Source organism: Alteromonas sp. G4i13, from assembly GCF_054960505.1.
In genome coordinates, this window is the sequence record NZ_JBHNYX010000029.1 from 25,142 (window position 1) to 44,743 (window position 19,602).

A 19,602-nucleotide genomic window follows, 5' to 3' on the forward strand; every position below is an offset into this window, starting at 1 on the left:
TGGGCGTTTTTTTAAGGCCTATTGTCAACGATGACATTGCGCTTTCGTCGATTTATCCCGACTTATGCCTCGTCCACTATATAACAGGTCACATTTTCAAGCTTGGTAAGTTCCCCACTTTGGTCGTTACGCAACACGCACTGTTCACCATCACTTAGCAGCGTAAAGCTATAAACAGGGTTGTCGTGCCTTCCGTCAAAAGGTAATCCCCTGCCATCTACCTTTGCTTTACGCTCAATCGTAATGCTCGCGGTTTTACTGAATGCATCCTCGGCTATCGTTATGTTTAGACCACCAAACCAGTTGCTGATCTTACTTTCAATAGCTTGCTTTTGACTCACACTAATGGATTTGGTTACTGCCTCGTGTAACTCAGCCTCCTGCGTTGTCGCGCATCCGCTCGCCGAGAGCAAAAGTATGGCGAGAGGTGCTGCTAGCAGTCTTCCTTTTAGCAGTTTTCCTTTTTTATTAAGAAGCGACATTACTTGCGCTCCTGAATAACAGGCTGATTTATTTTGTTGTGTAAAATAAAGTTCTCTTTGCGTTGTTCAGGCTTGTCGATAGGAATGAGCTTTTCGTCCCCTAACGCACTTTGGTTACTGCGCAGTGCTTTGACATCCGCCACGCCGTTTGACGTGACAACTTCGGGACATGAGCCTGTAGCAGCATATTCCAATGCAGCTGACAGCATCCCTTCATTTGGATCACCCAAGCTTGCGGTAAAGTCATCTTCAACTTCACACCCCGGCAACTCAAAATCGAAATTAGGCGTGGTGGTAGGCATGAAACCATCAGCATAATCACCAAACCCTTTGTTATTCACCCCTTGGAACTGGATAGTAAAGTAAGTCTCACCACAATTGTCTGTTGGGTAGAACCCATACGGCTTACCACAAGTAGTAGAGCCAATTTGCACTACTTCTACATCAATACCACGAAGTGCATTCATTACCGCTTCACTTGCTGAACATGTCGCGCCCGTGGCTAAAACGTAAACCTTCGTCAGCGAAAGGCTAGGCAGAAGCGTGTCGGTAAGTTGCCCTGCGTTATAGTCAATAACATTGCGGTAAAACGGTGTTGGACGAATGGTCTCTCCGGTGACAGGGTTGGTGTTTGGGTTTTTATCGTTAAAACGCAATGTTTCAAAGGTTGCGTTATTGGTTTGGTTCGGACCCGCTATCATATAGGAAAGCTGTGAAGCTAGCGCCAAACGTCCTCCGCCGTTGTAGCGAAGGTCAATAACGAGCTCGGTCACATTTTCTTCAACAAACATATCGAACGCATCAATTAATCCTTCTTGCGCGGTAACGATAAAGGTATTGAATTGGAAGTAGCCCGTTTTGCCGTTTTCGGTATCGAGTACCTTTGCGTTTTGAACCGGCGTTACGCTGATATCGCCGGAGGTGATGTCTACTGAGAGAGTTGAACCATCAACCTGCACAAACTCAAAGCTTGTAACCGTACCTGCGTCTTCCGGAAACAGCGCAGCATTAATCGCGTTGACGCCCTGCTGCGTGTTGTCATTGACAAAGTCGACGCCGTTTATACGCGAAAGGGTCGCACCGCGAGGCACGCCAGCAGTAGCTGCAGGTGAACCCGGCTCAGTGAATCGCACTGTTAGTTCTCTCGGCACGGTTGTTGAACCAAATTCCCAATCAAACCCATAGCCCGATGAAATCCCCGATTGAGACAGTTCGTTATATTCGGCAGTGTCCTGTGAAAAGTGGAAGTTATCTTTTGGCGTACCGCTTGGCGTTAGCTCATTGGTTTTAAGCTGATCAAAATATCCCAACACTGAGAAATTTGCAGGGTCATTGTCATCTACATCGTCGTACCACAAGTAAGTGTCATTAGTCCAAGTACGTAGCCACAGCTTTTCATCCATGGCGGTACCTTGTGTATCTGGGTAAGCCCTATTAGTAAAAGGATCAATACCGCTTCTAGGAGTCTCACATTTCGCTAGATATTGAGATTGCGGTTCATACACCCCCGCTTCCCATTCTGGCTCTGTTGTTACAGGTGTCGTTGGCGTGGTAGGCGTTGTCACCACAGGAGGGGTATTAGACGAGCCTGAGCCGCCTCCACATCCAGCTAGAAGAGAAATCGTGACTGCAAGTGCAACAGAAGAATACGTATACGCTTTCATGATTTAGAAAATATCCTTTTAAAACGGCTAGCCCAAAACTACTAAACTTGTGCTAAAAACAACTTTTATTAGCATAGCCGATAGTGACATATCCTTCTAAGCGTAACTACATAACAAAAGTTTAAAATGTTTCGAAATGTAAGAAAACGTGTTGCAGAGTTGATGAGTAAGTTTCATTCGTGACGCGTATCGCTCTATCGCGGTAGAAAAGAAAACTACTTATTCTGCCGTAACAATATGCTTATTATCGTCTCTAGTTTAACTGCAACACACCTACCGACCGTGCAGTTAAGCTACTCACATATACACCTTCATCTGTCTGTATTGCGCCTGTAACAAAGGGAAATGCACCACTAGGGTCTTGATAACTTTGTAAAACCTCTCCGCTTTCGCTTATTTTAACAAGGTGCCCGTATGCTTGACCTTGTGGGCGCATGAACTGTGGCAGACGCTGTACAATTTTACGAATGAAAGGCTTGTCAGATAGAGCGTCAACGGGAGCGGAGCGAGGCGAAGCAAGACCCAGAAAGTACGCGCCGCTATTTGCCTGACTGATGTTGTCTGGGAATCCCGGCAAATTATCAATCACGACCTCTACTTGACCCTGTTTTGGCCCAACTAGCCAATAGCGCAACACGCGATATTTACCGGTTTCGTTGACCAACACTGAATTTTGATCATGGCTTATTGCGACACCATTCGCAAAAACCAAACCATCCATCAGTACATTACTCGTTCTACGTACTGGGTCGTACTCTATAAGCCTGCCATTGCCTCTATGTTCCAAAATTTCTAGCAGGCTCGCTTGCAGCGTTCCCCCATACTCTTTGGCGGAGAACTTGGTGGTTGCGTCAGTGAAGTAAATATTGCCGTTGTCGGCAACATCCACATCGTCCGCATATACAACTTTAGTGTTTTCTACTTGGTTAACCAATACCGTTAGCTCACCTTCAGGGTCTGCAATTAGCAATCCGCGATGTGCATCGGCGATTAATAAGTTGCCGTTGGTATCAAACTCGATACCGAGCGGGCGTCCACCAGTGTTAATCCATGGAGTAAATGCTGCCTCACCTTTTTTCTTGAGTAATACCGCACCAGAATGAGTAGCGGTTGCAATAGTTCCCGCAACGTTTATCGCAAAATCCTCCGGCCCTTTATCTGCGCCTAATTCAATAAGCGAAAGATCTGCCAGACGGTTGTTTTCCGCAAACTCCCCCGAAAATCCGCTACTGCTCGGTGCTTGCCAGCCTATTGGCGCAATGGGAACTGGCCACAATAGTAAATACCCTATGACAAGAATGACAACGCCACCGAATACCTTCATTTATGCTCTCCTGCAAGCAACGCATGTTGTGTATCTATCAAGCATAGCAAGCAACCCTCCGATACTCTGCTTTCGTTTATAAATAGAACACTATCATCCAGAGCTTTCTAAATAGCGCATATTTGAATATGCATTACAAATTCGTTAGGTAGCATCCATTCCCCCCTTCAGATCGTTTGTTTATAAAATGCTACAGAGGTACGTCATGCCATTTTATGCAAAAACACTCGGAGATAATCACGCTAAGCAAGTAGACAAAGAACTACGTGCGAGCCACGCGGGAGAGACGGGAGCCGTTTGGATATACCGTGGTGCTCTATTTGCCGAATGTGTTTTAAAACTGGTTAATTTTTCTGGCACAAACAACGAGGCACAACCCTTCATACATGAGCACCTTAAAACGGAAAGACGACACCTCGCCGTCTTTGAAAACGAAATGCCGCTTTTCAGGGGAAGTTTTATTTTACCTGTATGGATAGCTTCTGGGTTTATCACCGGCTTTATTCCAAGACTTTGCGGTATAAGTTGCTTTTACTACACCATTTACCGAGTAGAGCAGTTCGTAGATTCGCATTACGAAGAACAATGTAAGCGCATTTCTGCGTTAGCCATCCCCCCTTCAAACGTTATAAATCGGTTTAGACAATGCCAAGCAGATGAACAACATCACAGAGATGAAGCGCTGTTCCTAATGACAAAAAGGCCGTCGTTATTAATGAAATTATGGGGCGCAGCCGTTGAAAAAGGCTCTTCTATTGCCGTTGCAATCGCAAAAGTGATTTAAGTTTTCGAGCTTATGCGCAGTGACCTGTGATAAAAAATAGGCATCAGAGAATTTATTAATTGAAAAAAAAGAGACGCTTTTAGAGTGGGAAAAAAGGACAGAGTTCGGCTACCAAAACCCTGTGACAACTGCGGTATCAATGCCAACACACAGTTTCGTATTCGATGTGGTGATGAAGACACGTGGCGTATAGTATGCAAAGCTTGTCAAGAACGAGCAAAGGCCAGCAATGGCTATATGTATGGCGGTACGTGGAAAAGAAAGAAGCGTAACTAAGGGGCTTCCTGTGAGCCCCTAATAGTTACGATAAGATTTACGCATTCACTCTTTTTTCTTGCGCTGATTGAGGCGCGCTGTTACTCGCGTCGGCTTCAATCTGTGTTTCTGCATTTTTAGCTCGCTTAATCAGCGTATTAGCACGATAAACACTCCACACCACGTACACCACCATAGGTATATTAAGCTGAAGTGACGCAACCGATAGCGTCGCGCTTTGGTGCACAGCCGCATAGGCTATGAGTAACACCATTACGCTTAGGCCTGATATAAGCAACCATATCGGCTTTGTGAGTGATTTAACTCCCACTGTAATACCGGTATTAAGTAGCATAAGGCACCAAAAAACGGCGATGAGCGAGCCTGTAAAAAACATATCTGCTACAGCAGTTAATGCGAGTGCACTCACACTACCCCACACCGTGCTGTACCAAAGCCTGCTTGCTAACGGCGGATGCGCCTTCTTAGACAGCCAAATCTCCATACCCGACACGCAAAGCATGGTCAGCATTACACCAAGAACAAAGTACAGCCATTTGCTGGTAAGGCCGGCGAAGTCACCGAAGTGCAAACGGTACATCGCCCATACCAACTGCTTACCCCATTCACCGAATTCATAGCCGGCCACACCGATAAAGTTACCCGCCGTATCGAATCGATAGCCTTCTGCGTAGATCATTCTATTGGGTGCCTTGGCATATATTTCGATGAACTGCTCTGGTTCACCGACTTCGTGTACCGTTAAAAATATTGGCGACTTTTCTGGCGCTAGCGTTTCCATTTGTGCAAACGCCCTACCAATAGCCGGTTTACCTTCCTGTGGCGCTAATACAGGGTCTGGCGTAAAGATTTTCTGGATAACCGCGTCGCGATCGCCTTCGTAATTTAGTGAGGCAACAACCACCAAAATGATCCCTGCCATACCAAAATATGCGCCTGTTATACCTATAACTAAATGAAAAGGCGCTGCCCATAGTCCAAAACGGTTGTGCAAATCAATTTGTGCTTGCTGACCGTTGCCACCCCGTCGAAGTTTAAAAGCATCTTTTGCTATTCGTTTGTGAGCAATAATTCCAGTGACGACAAGAGTACAGATGATAGCGCCCAAAGCGCTGACCAAAATCATTCCCCAACTTTGTGGCAAATTGAGATACAAGTGCAAGTTCACGAGCATTTCGGTAAAAGACACGCTTTCTTGCTCTAATAAGTTACCTTCACTGTCGGCAAAGTAAGCAGCATGATCGTTTTCTACCACCAACCGAGGGATATCTGATGTAGGGAAAACCACATAAAGATGGTGAGACTCCTGCGTATTCTGAGCCAAAAAGGTGTCCATCGCCTTTTCAACAACATCAGGAGAAACATTCTTCATTTCTTCAATATGCGGCTGTTCCCACCTTTCAAACTCTAAGTGAAAAACCGCAACGGTCCCAGATAAGCACACCAAAAAGAGAAGTACACTTAGAAAAACGCCTACCCAAGTATGTGCATTTAATGCATTTTGTTTTGTTATTTTATCCATCGATATTCACCTACATGGGGAAGAAAATAAGTATTGGTAGGCAAAGCGCAGCCAAAACTGCGTAAGCAACAACAACTTTAATTTTGTGGGCGGTAGCAAGGTAGTGATAAACAATAAGACCCCAAAAAATTGGCAACAGCACGATACCTGTAGCCAACTTCCCTGCTATTGAGAATGGAAGTAGCGCACATAGTCCTAGCGTCAATAACACGCTCACAACCAATAAAACAACCAGCACCACGATGTAGTTTGCGATGTTCCCTAGAACTGTACGTCGCGAGAAATCAAAGCTCCTCGGCTGAGGTACATTTTTTGGCTGAGGCAAATGCGTTTGGTTAAACGCAATAAAAGGCCACACTAAAATGGAAGGGATACACAGCACATACAGCACGCCAAACTCCCACCCCTGAGCATAAGACCAGCACACTGCTGCAACTAGCCATACGACAAGACCCAAATAAAGATACGTTGACGCTTGAGCGCGCCAACTTTTATAAATAACACCTAAGGCTGCAAGTGTTAAACCACCCGCTGCAACTGAAAGCATGATAAATCCTTAAAACGAATAGGTTAGCGACGCGTTCACTGTTCTGCGTACACCAGGGAAACAGTCACCTCTGAATAAGCAAGACGTGAGATATTTTTTATCGGTCACATTTCTTACATTCAGCTGCAAATTCAAATTATCTGCTAGCTCGTACGACACCATCAGGTCACCAAGGGTGTAGCTAGGCGTGTCGTATCTGATGATACCATTCTCAGAAACTGATTCTCCCACGTAGCGAATACCAGCTCCTACCGTCAGCGCTTCAAGCTCAAGTGGAGAATAATTTACCCATAGGGATGAATTGCTGTCTGGCTGTGCTGACAACGAAAAACCGTTAGGATCTTCTGCATCCAAGACCGACGCCGCAAACTGCGCTGTTATCTGGCCAAAGTCTACGCGCCCTTCAAGCTCAATCCCTTCAATGGTCGTTACGCCTTGCTGTTGCGCCGCTTCGTCTGGTAATCCGTTAGGATTAGGAAGGTTTGAAACTTCAATATCGTAATACGCCAGCGTGATAAAACCAGGTACTGACGAGAGTTCATACTTAATCCCTGCCTCGTATTGACGACCTTCTTCAGGCTTAAGCTGGTTGTTATTGTTATCTAGTCCCACTACCGTCTCGAACGACTCAGCGTAACTAAGGTAGGGAGAAATGCCGTTGTCAAAACGATACAAAATTCCAGCTGAGTATGATGTTTGCGTGTCATCCTGCTCAGTTACGCCCGTATCATTATCAACGCGGTCGTGACGTAGGCCTAGCGTTACCCGCCAGTTTTCATAGGAAATTTGATCAGACAGGTATAACCCCGTGTCCGTGACTGTCTGTTCAGGCGCATCGTTGTAGATTGTGTCGAAAATGGCTTGCTCTGGTGCGCCTGTGTACTCAGGGTTAGCCAAGTCCAGAATGTACCTAAAATCACCTTGTAATACCCCACCACCAGCATAGTAAGCAGAGTTGGCGTCAGTCTTAACATGTTGATATTGTACACCCGCTAATAATTCATGTTCGAAAGCGCCTGTTACAAAGCCCTTGTTTACACGAATATCAAAAGCGTGTTGATTAAACGTATTGTCTGCTTGATAAAACGTTCTTGGCACAAAGGTATCGGTAGGCGCGACCGGTGCCCCTACAAAAGCGTTTAGATAGCGAGTACCGCCCGTAAAAGTGGGCCACGCTTGGTGGTAGTCTGCCTCACCATCTCGCCATAAGGCAGTAAATGAAAGTGACGTTGTATCGTTAATCAAGTGCTCGCCAAGCAAAGTAACTTGGTCCGACTTAGTATCAAATTTATTAAACCCTGGTTCACCTGCGTAAACATCTTGGTCGGGTAAATAAGTGCCGTCAGCCAAAGGCAATAATGTGCCTTCCACAGGAATAAACTGCGCTGCTGTATCGCTATCAGTATCTTGGAATAACCCGATAAGCGTTAGCGTTGTATCGTCAGAAGGCATGAAGGACAGTGACGGCATGAATACTTGGGTGTCATCGCTAACATAATCAACCTGAGAGTCAGCATTACGATATATACCAACAAAACGCCCCATCCACTTATCATCTTCAGACAGGCTGCCGTTTACATCCACCCCAACTTGCGCGCGGTCGAAGTTTCCGTAGGACAACACCACTTCGCTTCCTTTGCCTAACGTCGGCGTTTTTGACACATAGTTCATTATGCCACCGGGAGAGCCCTGACCGTAAAGTACAGAGGCAGGCCCCTTAAGCAGCTCAACCTGTTCCATTGTGTAAATTTCAGCTCGCGTAGAATTATAGCTGCCAAACAACTCTTGAATTGAGTCGCGATAGCGCGGAATACTTAATCCTCTGGAAGAGATTGAATCGACTCGGGTGGCGTATCCGTAAGACTCCCCCGTCACACCCGCCATATAGGTGGCAGACTGAGAAAGATTTAACACACCTTTTTGCTTTAAATCTAATGCGGTTTCAATGGAAATTGTACGGGCGAGTTCGACAATGGGTGTATTTGTTTTTGTTGCGCCAAACGGAGAACGCATGCCCACTACTTCAATCTTTTCTACTGCATTCGCTTCTGCTTTTTCCGCTGTTGCTTCTCGCTTATCTATAGCTGAGCCAGCGCCACTTTCATCTTCCTGAGCATGTGCGTGAGACACTAAGATAGCCGCTACCGCCAAGCTGAGTAATTTCTTATTCATGTTGAGTGTTTTCTGTTATTAATTTTTAAGACCCATCAATTCACCTATTACAAGAATGAAGTGAACTGAAGGCTGCATTAGTACTTTCGTCTAATTTAGCAAAAATTTACACAAATGATAACCAGTATCATTCACATTAACATTAATAAGTAACAGAAAACGCGTTAACCGAGGTTGTTAAGTAACATAAAGATACGCGCATACAAAAAAGCCGAACTAACAGCGTTAGCTCGGCTTTAACTCTCATGAGAAGTGAAAGGCTAATGACTATGCCGCTTCACTTTCCTGTTCAGACTCAACTACTTCATGGCTTAATAAGTATTCAAATGCAGCAAGCGATGCTTTCGCGCCCTCGCCCATCGAAATAACAATTTGCTTATACGGTACTGTTGTTACGTCACCGGCTGCAAATATACCCGGCTCAGATGTATGACACTTAGTATCAACAATAATTTCGCCATACTGCGTCATGTCTACCGTGCCCTTCATAAACTGACTGTTTGGTACAAGTCCAATTTGAACAAATACACCTGCAAGTTCACGGGTGTGCACTTCGTTAGTTGAGCGATCTTGGTATTCAATTGCGTTTACTTTGCCATTTTCAGCAGTAATTTGGCGCGTTGCCGCGTTCTTGATAATGGTAATATTATCGCGCTTTTGAGCTTGATCGATAAGTACCTTATCCGCTTTTAGTTCTGGCATAAATTCAAATACCGTCACCGATTTTACAATGCCTGCAAGGTCAAGTGCTGCTTCAATACCTGAGTTACCACCGCCAATGACCGCTACGTCTTTACCTTTGAAGAAAGGGCCGTCGCAGTGTGGGCAGTACGCAACACCATTACCGATGTTCTCTTTTTCGCCCGGAACACCAAGTTCTCTCCAGCGTGCGCCTGTCGCAACAATAACCGTACGAGTGCGGATCTGTTCGCCAGAAGAAAGCGTAATGGTTTTAATGTTGCCTTTCTCAATGCTATCAACACGTACGTGCTCTTTAAGCGTTATGTCGTAATCGCGTACGTGCTCCATCAAGTTACCAACAAGCTCAGGGCCCGTTGTTTTAGGTACTGAGATAAGGTTCTCGATACCCATGGTATCTTTAACTTGGCCGCCAAAAGTTTCAGCAACAATGGCAACTTTAAGGCCTTTACGGGCACTGTAAATCGCCGAAGCAACGCCTGCTGGACCACCACCGATAACCGTTACGTCTTGAAGTGGTAACGCATCGCCTTTGTTTGCTTCTTTAAGGCTAGGGTCGCGTTCAATTAACTTGTTGATAAGCACAGAGGCATCAACTTTACCATTCGCGAATAGCTCGCCATTAAGGTATACGCTAGGAACACCTTGGATGTCGCGCTCTTGAATTAGATTTTGATATAACCCGCCGTCGATCATTTCGGTCTTGATGTTAGGATTAATCAAAGCAAATTGATTAAGTGCCTGTACGACTTCAGGGCAGTTGTGACAGCTTAAGCTAATGAACACTTCAAAATTAAGTGGTTCATTCACCGCTTTCACCATCGACTTAACGCTATCGTCTAGCTTAAGTTCAGTACCCGCTGCATGCAGCATGGCAAGTACAAGCGAGTTAAACTCGTGACCGCCAGGGATACCAGAAAAACGAATTCCCGTATCTTCGCCGTCAGCTTCCAACAAAAAGCTGATTGCACTGCGCAACTCATCATTTGTGTCACGCTCTTCTACGTTTAATTTTTCGCTTACTGAAGCAATGTCGGACAGAAACGTCACAAGCTCTTCACGCTTGCTATGTTCACCGGTCTGTACGACAAAGGTTACGTTTTTTTGCATTGACTCTGCATATGATTTCAATGCTTGTAAAATTTCTTTAGTTAACACGGTTATTCTGCCTTATTTTCGACACGCCGATCCCCGCCAACCTTTTGAAGGGTCAACAACATAAGCGGAAATTGGAAATTAATATCAGGGAGTGGAGACCCACTCCCTACAAATTATTTGCTTAATACTGTGCAATGCACGAAGCGCTAAGCGTGCTGCTTAGATTTTGCCTACTAGGTCAAGTGAAGGTGCTAGAGTTGCTTCGCCTTCTTTCCACTTAGCTGGGCAAACTTCACCTGGGTTGTTTGCAACGTACTGAGCGGCTTTAACTTTGCGTACTAGGTCATCTGCGTCACGGCCGATACCTTCAGAAGTGATTTCCATCGCTTGGATGATGCCTTCTGGGTCAACAACAAATGTAGCGCGGTCAGCAAGACCCATAGTTTCACGCATACAATCGAAGTTACGAGTGATTTCGCCTGTTGGGTCGCCAATCATTGCAAATTTGATCTTGTTGATCGTGTCAGAAGAATCGTGCCATGCTTTGTGAGTGAAGTGAGTGTCAGTAGATACTGAAAATACTTCTACGCCACGTGACTGAAGTTCTTCGTACTTGTCAGCGATGTCGCCAAGCTCAGTTGGACAAACAAATGTGAAGTCAGCTGGGTAAAATACGAAAACTGCCCATTTACCTTTGATGTCTTCGCTGCTTACGTCTACGAATTCGCCGTCTTTAAATGCAGTTGCTTTGAAAGGTTTGATAGCAGTATTAATCAATGCCATGTTTAATTCTCCATTTGGTTTAAATTACTTTCGCACGTTAAACACATGCGAATACAAACTTTACGTTTATTGTGTCGACATGGTTTTGCAGTTTTGTGAAGATAATCACGTAACGCGAAATTCATGTCTCTCGAAACTGGTGATAAGAATAGCGCGCACAATCACAAAAAACTAATTGGTAAAAATGAATCGCTTAATCAGGTTATTGAATTGAACGATGAAAATTGAGCCAAAATAGATTGATTGTTTTGCAATACGGTTTCACCGGCTAAACTCTGCTGAATGAGAAAACTATGACCCATTCCCGACTACAGCGCATCTCCCACGAAATAATGCTAATCGATGGACACGCGCCATCTCGCACTTTGGCAAAGCATGCAAAAATGGAGGCCAGCCCCTTTGTTTTCTACAGAGGCAGTGCGCAGTTGTTTTACGCTGATATAAAAGCTGGCCTTATCAATTTTCCTAGAGAATGCGAGACAGTTCCCCTCACCAGCGTGATGGGAGACTGTCATACTTCCAATTTTGGCTTTCTCACAGAAGAAGGGTCTCACGGAGATACAGTGATCTTCTCACCCAACGACTTTGATGATGCGTGTGTCGGCAAAGCACATTGGGATGTGCTTCGTTATCTCACTTCATTGCACCTTGCCCAGATACATTGCCTAGGCACCGTTGATGGAAAGTATGCGTGCGATAACATCGACATCACTAAACCTGTTGTCAGCCACCAGCAGGTTATTAATGCGCAATACGCATTTATTGAGCGTTATGTAGAAATCTGTAGCCAAGTAGTAGAAAACGCCATGGTGATCAATGAAGCCATAGACTACTGTCCAGATGCCGTGCCAAGCAAGCTGACCAAACTATATAAAAAAGCCAAAGCTCGCAGCGCAGGAGGAGAAGACTTCACGGTTAAAAGTGCGCTGGCTAAAGCCGTTCATTTTGATGGCAAGACCTTGGGGTTTAAGGCCAACAGTGAAAAATTTTCTACCCTAAGCCCACAAGAATACGCCACGCTACTAGAAGCTTTTGCTCCCTACATGGACGATGCGGTAGTCGATATAGTGAAACGCCTGGACGCGGGCACCGGGTCGGTAAATATGGCGCGCTACTACTTTTTAGTAGGACCAGCAAAACCACATAATTCAGCAAGCTTTGCGCATTGTCATATTGTCGAGGTTAAGCAACAACGTGTTGCGGCGCCTATTTATTACTTTCCAGATTTTAACGGGTATACGGATTTAATGGTTGATGGGGCACCTTCACCCCATCAATCTGATACCACCCTCAGATGGTTGATAGATCGACTCCGTAGTTGAGTTCCTCTGCGAAGTCCGGCAGTCCGTAACCGATGGTTTTCTTGTAGAAAGGAGAGACCTTCGCAGTCGGTGCCTTCTTCTTGTGCTTCGTGGTGTAGAGCATTCGTGCCCGCATCACCTCGAAGGAGTAACCGCGCCCTTCACGGTTCTTGTCCTTGGCCAGTCGGTTGATGGACTCCGTGTAAGCGTTGGTGACGGGCATGTCCGTCTCGAAGTAGGTCATGGTCTCTTCGCGCCAGTTTCCCACTGCCCTGACCAGATCGCTCCAGACTTCCTTTTGGCCCTTCGGGATGGTGGCTATCCACTCGTCCAGGGCGGCTTCTGCCTGGAGCCGTGTGGTGGCGTCCCAGATGCCGTAGAAGCGCTCCTTGTGCTCGTAGGCGGCCAGCAGTTGCGGGAACGCGCCTGTCCAGGTCTCCATGATGAGGCGCTCCCGGTCTGAGACTTCGTGAGCGCGTTTCAGCAGGATTTTCCGGTCTCCCTTGAGAGTCCGACTCTGGGACGGTTTCAGCTCCTTTCTGAGGCCCTTGCGCACTCTCTCTAGGGCATCGTTGGCCATGCGCACCACATGGAACTTATCGACCACGATACGGGCCTGGGGCAGCACAGCCTTGACCGCTGCCCGGTAGGGGTTCCACATGTCCATGCTGACGATCTCGACCTTCTGCCGGTCTTTCAGCTTCATCAGGTAGTTGGTCACCACGTCCTGGCGGCGGGTGGCCAGCAGGTCGAGCAGGGTTCGCTCCTCAATGTTGGTCAGAATGCAGCGGTAGCGCTTGTTCAGGTATAGCTCGTCAATGCCCAGGATGCGGGGCGTCTCGAAGCGGTGCCAGCGCCCCAGGAACTCGGCGCGGGCGTTGAAGATGTCGCGCACCGTCTTCTCGTCCAGGCCGGTCTGTGCCGCCACAAAGGTGTAGGGGTGGTTGAAGGATTCCTTCTCCACGTACTCATGCAGCCGCAGTGTCATACGGAATCCGTCCACCATCTCCGGTAGCTGGGGCCTGAATGTTGTCTTGCAGGCCCGGCAGGTGTATCGGCGGCGGACCACCCAGAGAGTGACCCGCTTGCCGTGGATGGGCAGATCACGATAGGGAACGTCACGCTTGCCGAACCGTACGAACTCACCCTGCACGCCGCATTCCTCGCAGGCGATGGGATCGGGCACGTCCACCTGGAAGTGCATTTCGTCGTCGGTTGATTTGCAGCCCAGTACTTGGTATTGCGGCAGGTGAAGGATGTTGTCGGGAAGTTCGGTCATGGTGTTGTATAGGCGTAGGTGTCAGTCAGATCCATCCGACTCGGCATTGGTGTTTGCTTTTTTACCCAACAAGCTGCTGGAAACGAAAAGTAAGGCACCGAGGACAATTGCACTATCAGCCAGGTTGAAGGCCGGCCAATGCCAGTCTCGCCAATAGAAATCAAAGGAATCCACAACATAGCCGCGAAAGACCCGGTCAATCAGGTTACCCATGGCGCCACCGAGGATAAGACTGTAAGCGATGGCTTCTCCTTTATGACGATTTTCAAGGATCAGCTTGATCAGAAAAATCGAGACCACTACCGCGATTCCGATAAAAAAGTAGCGCTGCCAGCCTCCACCATTCGCAAAAAGACTGAATGCGGCACCGGTGTTCCATAGGTGCACCCAGTTAAAGAACGGGGTCACCGAAACATACTCGCCATAGGCCATTGATTGCTGCACCAGCCACTTTACAGCCTGATCAGACGCTGCCAGCAGGCCCGATATGGACAATAGGGCATACGGCGAGAGCTTTTTGCCAATAATGAGCATTATTTAACCCTTCAACGCCAAAATGCGTCTGGCACCGTTAAGTACAATGCCCCCCGCGATGGTGCCGATAATCAGATCCGGATAATTGGAACCGGTCCACGCGACCAGGGCGCCGGCGGTGATGACCCCCAGGTTGATCACCACGTCGTTGGCCGAGAATATCCAGCTTGCCTTCATGTGCGCCCCGCCTTCCCGATGTTTGGATATGAGCAGCAGACAACTGGTATTGGCAATCAATGCGACGAATGCGATAGCCATCATCACCAGCGATTCAGGCTCACTACCGAATACAAAGCGTCTCACCACCTCTACGAGCACGCCCACAGCCAAGATCAGTTGCAGTACACCAGCAAGATGCGCGGCACGTACCTGCATTTTCACGCTATGTCCAACCGCATAAAGGGCAAGCCCGTACACCGCCGCATCGGCAAAATTGTCCAGGGATTCTCCAATCAGGCCGGTGGACCGGGCGATCAGACCGGCAGTCATTTCCACCACGAACAGAAGTGCATTGATGCCGAGCAACCAGCGCAGGGTCCCGGATTCTTGCTTAGCAGAAGCTGCCGAAAACTCGGCGGCCTTGATGGTCTCCGGATTTGCAGCGACGGTTTCCTGAAGCGAGGCGCCTAGCCCCAAGGTCTTCAGTTTCGAGGTGACGGGCTCGACCTCGCCGTCATGCACGACCTTCAGCCGGCGGTTCGACAAGTCGAAGGACAGCGCCCGAATCTCCTCAAAGCCGTTCAGGGCTAGGCGAATCATTCGTTCTTCTGATGGACAGTCCATCTTCGGCACGGCATAAACACTGACCCATCTCCCTGGCGCCTCGGAGGAGGCCTGTATATCGGTATCCGCTGCGGACGTTGCATCAGCGCCACAGGCGCCACCACAGGATTTGCTCATAATACGACTCCACTTGAACAATGTTGTGGTACCATTTTAAACTATAAAGCTACTATAAGGTCAATAGAGTAAAGAATCCGTTGGGGAGGAGGCTGATGCGCATTGGTCAGTTGGCGCAGTTGGTAGGGGTCGAAACACAGACGATCCGCTTCTATGAACAGCAGGGCTTGTTGCCGCCGCCTGATCGGCAGGACAACGGTTACCGTGTCTATACCGAGAAGCATGGTGAGGGGCTGGCCTTCATCCGCCGCTGCAGAATCCTGGGCCTGTCACTGGCTGAGATTCACGAACTACAGAGCTATCAGGACGACCCTCATCAGCCTTGTACCGCCGTCAACACCTTGCTCGATGATCACATCTCTCATGTGCGGTCGCAGATAACCGCTCTGCAAGCGCTTGAGAAACAACTCGTTTCACTGAGAGCGAGTTGCAACGATGACCGGGAAGTTGAGGCGTGTGGGGTTCTTGCTGGAATTAGCGAAGGAAACATGCACCAGCAGTAGGTGAAGCATCAACCAGATAATCCGATGAGATGCCGGTCTGTCTCACTCTCATGCAAAGGTAAGATCAACCATTTAATCCGCTTACCCATTTTAACCCGGTTAATCGCCTAAATGCGGCACACCTTACAGCTCGATGCCAACGAAGAATGCAAAGAAAACCCGACTTAGTGCTTGATGAAGTTAAGTTTGAAAATGCGCATTACCTGATTCGCTCCCGACATCACGCTAAAGTGGGAATCGACCCACAAGATATTGCAATGGGAAATAAAGCGATAAATGGTGGCTTTGAGTATAATACCAATGCACACAGATAATCGCCCACTCAGAAGGCGCTGGCAAGTTTCCTAGCGAAGCGTGGGAATGCAGGAATGGCTGTTCCCTTTCAAATTCCCAGAATGAAGCTAGGAAGCTTGCCAGACCTTCCCGAAGGGCGAGTTTAAAATGTCCGTACTCTTTGTTGTGTTACCTTGATGTAGAGCCACTATACCTGCGGCAACACGCCGCGATTACGAACATTTTAAATCTCGCTGCGTGGGTGATTATCTGTGCGGATTGGTATCTTGCCGAATTGTGCGGGTATAGCCTTGCGCTAGCTCACTGCCGAGGCGATAGAAGAAGTACACGATTCGCGTCGTCAGCATCAACATCTTTTTCTCAAGTAAAAAGCCTGCTCGTAAAAATAGCAAATCTTTATACAGAACAAGTAGTTGATGATCATGCGCTGTTCACTCGTGCGCTGAAATAAAGATATCAATAAAAAGCGTATTTTTTACCAGGCGAACTGTTGTCATAGTCGTGTCGTTAGCATTACTTAACACCTATATTAGCTTTTGGTTAAGAGTTAAAGGTATGAGTAAACTTACCTGTAGATGATAAGAACTTGATATTTAAGCAATATTTTAAAAACAGCTTGAATAAGGTTAAGTCATTCCTATCCTTTACAAATGCCCTTAGTGTAGTTCAAGCAATAAGAAAATTGCGCTTCACATATCACTCTGTTTTTTCTATTTCGGCAAAAGCAGAAACAGTAATTATGTGAATTAAAAATAATGAAAACTACAAAGGGAAAATGACGTGAAAACATCATTAACTTTACTATCTGCAGGAATCATTTCTGCACTTTCTTCAACCGCCATCCAAGCTAACGATTTAGTCATTAGCGGTGTTATTGATGGACCGTTAAGCGGTGGTGTTCCAAAAGCAGTTGAACTTTTCGTAGTCAATGACATAGCAGATTTGTCTACCTATGCCCTTGGAACTGCAAACAACGGCGGCGGTACTGATGGCGAAGAGTTTACGTTTCCAGCTGGTGCGTCTGCAAGCGCTGGTACTTATATCTACGTAGCATCAGAAATTGATGGATTTACTGCGTTTTTCGGTTCTGCACCAGACTACGATACTTCATCAATGGGTATTAATGGTGACGACGCTATTGAGCTTTTTAAAGATGGCAGCGTTATTGACACGTTTGGCGATATCAACACCGACGGTAGTGGCACCGCGTGGGAGTACCTAGACGGTTGGGCATACCGGACGTCAGGTCAAACAGCAAATGGCGGCAGTTTCGAAGCATCTAACTGGACTTACAGTGGTGTTGACGCGCTTGATGGCTCGACCACTAACACTGACGCTGCAACGCCGTTTCCAGCGGGTACATTTACCACTGAAGGTGGCGGTGACGTTGTAGAAGTTCCAGAAGAGCCTGCTGTTGAGCTAGGTATTTGCGGTGCAGACGCGACACTTATTAGTGCTATACAGGGCAGTGAAAGCAGCTCTGCTGAAGTTGGCAATAACGTTATAATTGAAGCTATTGTAACTGGCACACGTGCTGGCGGCTTCTTTGTCCAAGAAGAAGCGTCTGATTACGACGCTGACGACGCCACGTCTGAAGGCTTATTTGTAGAAGGTTCTGTTGACGTTGAAACAGGTAACCTGGTTCGCCTTTACGGTGAAGTAGAAGAAAACTACGGTATGACCACACTTGCTATGGATAGTGATGTGGCTGCACTTGATTGTGGTACAGCGGATGCTGTAGCAGCGGTAGAACTTTCTATGCCGTACGAACTTGACCTTGAAACCGTTGAAGGTATGGTTGTTAGCGTGACTGATGCAACAGTGACAAGTACAAACAACCTGTGGCGTTTTGGTGAAATCGTTGTTAGCGACACAGTTAAACGCCAACCAAGCGACGTAGCTGCGCCTCTGTCAGAAGCTTATACTGCGGCAGAAGAAGCGAGCGAGACAAGCCTTCTTACAATCGAAGATAACAGCAGCTCGCAGTACCCAGATGCTCTTAATTACTTCCCTACTTTCAGCTACGTTAATGCCATTCGCATTGGTGATTCGGTTTCTGCTGCTGGCCCACTAAACTACAGTTTTGGCACTTACAGAATTAATCCAAGCGACGTTATCGGAGTAACGTCTTCTCGCGAAGCAAACCCAGTGGTTACAGAAGGCAACCTATCTATTGCTACGTTCAACGTGCTTAACTACTTTAATGGTGAAGTAGATGCAAATGGCGACGTAACTTTCGATTATGACGAAAACCGCGGCGCAGACGATGAAGTGGCGTTTGAATTGCAACAGGGTCGTATCGTTGAAGCTATCGTTAACCTTAACGCAGACGTTGTCGGTTTGATGGAAATCGAAAACGATGGTTTTGGTGAAAATAGCGCTATCCAATCTCTAGTTAATGCTATTAACGCCGAACTTGGTGAAACCGAGCAATACTCATTCATCGCAACCAGTGATGGCAGTGAAATTGGTACGGATGCGATTACTGTAGGCTTGTTATACAAAGCTACAGTAGTGACGCCAGAAAATGATGCCATGGTAGTTGCTATGCCAGAGCAACAAATTGATGAAGATAGCCTGGCACGCATGCGCCCAAGCCTTCTTCAATCGTTTGTACACACTGAAAGCAGCAAATCGTTCCTTGTTGCCGTGAATCACTTTAAATCAAAAGGTTCACAGTGTGCAGAAGATGTGGCAGAAGCGCCTTCTGAAATCACCTCGATTCAGGGTAGCTGTAACGCACTTCGAGTATCGGCAGCTATCACATTAGGCAACGCATTAAGTGATGAGAGCCTGCCTGAGCGCAAGGTAATCTTAGGCGACTTAAACGCTTATAGCGCTGAAGATCCAGTAGCTGTACTTACCGATTACACACCTGAGTCTCGTGGATACACTATTACGACTGCGGTCAATACAGGTATGGATGAAGGCTCGTCAGTGGACGTAGAGTCTAGCTTCGGCTATCACAACTTGGCTGAAGAGTTTGATGCAGAAGGCTTCTCATATTGGTTCTACGGAACTGAACAGGTAGGTAGTTTAGATCACGTACTAGCAAGTGATGCCATGCTTGCAGACGCCATTGACGGTGCTCACTGGAACATCAACTCAGTTGAAGCTTACCAGTTGCAGTACGATCAAGCGCTTCGTTATTACCCAGATGAAGACGGTTACGCCTTTACTGATGTTGGTCCATTTAGAAGCTCAGATCACGACCCATTCATCGCAACCTTTGACCTACAAGCAGACGTAGTTGAAGAGGAAGAAGAAGAAAGCAATGATAGCTCAGGTGGAGCAATGGGAGGAATTCTTGCCCTGCTAGCTGCAGCGGTTGGCTTTCGTCGTCGTTCGACTACTGCTAAGAAATAAAAAGTGAAAGAATGAAGTCCACGCTTAACGGGTGTGCTTCATTCACATAAAAAAAGCTGCCTCAATGGAGGCAG

Annotated in this window: 17 protein-coding genes; 6 read left to right on the forward strand and 11 right to left on the reverse strand. The window is 47.0% G+C overall.

All coding sequences use genetic code 11. The features are described from left to right. Nucleotides 1–62: 62 nt before the first annotated feature. The 3 genes from ACFI6J_RS14420 to ACFI6J_RS14430 all read right to left on the reverse strand — a co-directional run bounded on the left by ACFI6J_RS14420 (nt 63) and on the right by ACFI6J_RS14430 (nt 3,470). A complete protein-coding gene (locus ACFI6J_RS14420) occupies nt 63–482 on the reverse strand; it encodes a hypothetical protein (protein ID WP_462586247.1) in 420 nt (139 codons plus the stop codon). Beyond that, nucleotides 482–2,146 (reverse strand): S41 family peptidase, encoded by a 1,665-nt coding sequence (locus ACFI6J_RS14425; protein ID WP_462586248.1) that lies wholly within the window; start codon nt 2,144–2,146, stop codon nt 482–484. The genes ACFI6J_RS14420 and ACFI6J_RS14425 overlap by 1 nt, the downstream gene beginning before the upstream one ends. 253 nt (nt 2,147–2,399) lie before the next feature. Then, nucleotides 2,400–3,470 (reverse strand): SMP-30/gluconolactonase/LRE family protein, encoded by a 1,071-nt coding sequence (locus ACFI6J_RS14430; protein ID WP_239257637.1) that lies wholly within the window; start codon nt 3,468–3,470, stop codon nt 2,400–2,402. Between the two features lie 205 nt (nt 3,471–3,675). Between ACFI6J_RS14430 and ACFI6J_RS14435 the strand changes: the two genes are divergently transcribed. Further along, nucleotides 3,676–4,254, forward strand: coding sequence for a demethoxyubiquinone hydroxylase family protein (locus ACFI6J_RS14435; protein ID WP_462586249.1), 579 nt, complete (start codon nt 3,676–3,678; stop codon nt 4,252–4,254). Between the two features lie 313 nt (nt 4,255–4,567). Here the strand turns inward: ACFI6J_RS14435 and ACFI6J_RS14440 are convergent, their stop codons facing one another. From ACFI6J_RS14440 to ahpC, 5 genes are all read right to left on the reverse strand, one after another. Then, a complete protein-coding gene (locus ACFI6J_RS14440) occupies nt 4,568–6,052 on the reverse strand; it encodes a PepSY-associated TM helix domain-containing protein (RefSeq protein WP_342341118.1) in 1,485 nt (494 codons plus the stop codon). A 10-nt stretch (nt 6,053–6,062) separates the two neighbouring features. Further along, a complete protein-coding gene (locus ACFI6J_RS14445) occupies nt 6,063–6,599 on the reverse strand; it encodes a hypothetical protein (RefSeq protein ID WP_342341117.1) in 537 nt (178 codons plus the stop codon). 9 nt (nt 6,600–6,608) lie between these two features. After that, nucleotides 6,609–8,771, reverse strand: a complete 2,163-nt coding sequence (locus tag ACFI6J_RS14450) for a TonB-dependent siderophore receptor (protein ID WP_462586250.1) — start codon at nt 8,769–8,771, stop codon at nt 6,609–6,611. 267 nt (nt 8,772–9,038) lie between these two features. Then, nucleotides 9,039–10,628, reverse strand: coding sequence for an alkyl hydroperoxide reductase subunit F (gene ahpF / locus ACFI6J_RS14455; protein ID WP_462586251.1), 1,590 nt, complete (start codon nt 10,626–10,628; stop codon nt 9,039–9,041). Nucleotides 10,629–10,787: 159 nt separating this feature from the next. Then, on the reverse strand, nt 10,788–11,345 hold the full coding sequence (ahpC, locus tag ACFI6J_RS14460; RefSeq protein ID WP_425291745.1) for an alkyl hydroperoxide reductase subunit C: 558 nt from the start codon (nt 11,343–11,345) through the stop codon (nt 10,788–10,790). 299 nt (nt 11,346–11,644) lie between these two features. Between ahpC and ACFI6J_RS14465 the strand changes: the two genes are divergently transcribed. Then, complete coding sequence (locus ACFI6J_RS14465) at nt 11,645–12,673, forward strand: DUF2252 family protein (RefSeq protein ID WP_462586252.1); 1,029 nt, start codon at nt 11,645–11,647, stop codon at nt 12,671–12,673. On the opposite strand, the gene ACFI6J_RS14470 is transcribed toward ACFI6J_RS14465, so the two are convergent. The 3 genes from ACFI6J_RS14470 to ACFI6J_RS14480 are packed head-to-tail and all read right to left on the reverse strand — an operon-like array spanning nt 12,642 to nt 15,365. Beyond that, nucleotides 12,642–13,931 carry an ISL3-like element ISPpu12 family transposase gene (locus ACFI6J_RS14470; protein WP_004574636.1) on the reverse strand — a complete coding sequence of 430 codons (1,290 nt, stop codon included), beginning with the start codon at nt 13,929–13,931 and terminating at the stop codon, nt 12,642–12,644. The two genes, ACFI6J_RS14465 and ACFI6J_RS14470, sit on opposite strands and share 32 nt — an antisense overlap. Nucleotides 13,932–13,952: 21 nt before the next feature. After that, nucleotides 13,953–14,465: a signal peptidase II gene (lspA, locus tag ACFI6J_RS14475; protein ID WP_462586253.1), complete on the reverse strand. Its 513-nt coding sequence runs from the start codon at nt 14,463–14,465 to the stop codon at nt 13,953–13,955. Between the two features lie 3 nt (nt 14,466–14,468). Then, nucleotides 14,469–15,365: a cation efflux transmembrane domain-containing protein gene (locus tag ACFI6J_RS14480; RefSeq protein ID WP_020744994.1), complete on the reverse strand. Its 897-nt coding sequence runs from the start codon at nt 15,363–15,365 to the stop codon at nt 14,469–14,471. Between the two features lie 95 nt (nt 15,366–15,460). On the opposite strand from ACFI6J_RS14480, the gene cadR reads away from it, so the two are divergent. From cadR to ACFI6J_RS14500, 4 genes are all read left to right on the forward strand, one after another. After that, complete coding sequence (cadR, locus tag ACFI6J_RS14485; RefSeq protein ID WP_007148576.1) at nt 15,461–15,868, forward strand: Cd(II)/Pb(II)-responsive transcriptional regulator; 408 nt, start codon at nt 15,461–15,463, stop codon at nt 15,866–15,868. 146 nt (nt 15,869–16,014) lie between these two features. Continuing rightward, entirely contained in the window at nt 16,015–16,182 is a 168-nt protein-coding gene (locus ACFI6J_RS14490; protein ID WP_462586254.1) for a hypothetical protein, read from the forward strand. A gap of 143 nt (nt 16,183–16,325) precedes the next feature. Then, on the forward strand, nt 16,326–16,613 hold the full coding sequence (locus ACFI6J_RS14495) for a DUF2252 domain-containing protein (protein ID WP_258312660.1): 288 nt from the start codon (nt 16,326–16,328) through the stop codon (nt 16,611–16,613). A gap of 329 nt (nt 16,614–16,942) precedes the next feature. Beyond that, complete coding sequence (locus ACFI6J_RS14500) at nt 16,943–19,528, forward strand: ExeM/NucH family extracellular endonuclease (RefSeq protein ID WP_156086338.1); 2,586 nt, start codon at nt 16,943–16,945, stop codon at nt 19,526–19,528. The last annotated feature ends 74 nt before the right edge of the window (nt 19,529–19,602 follow it).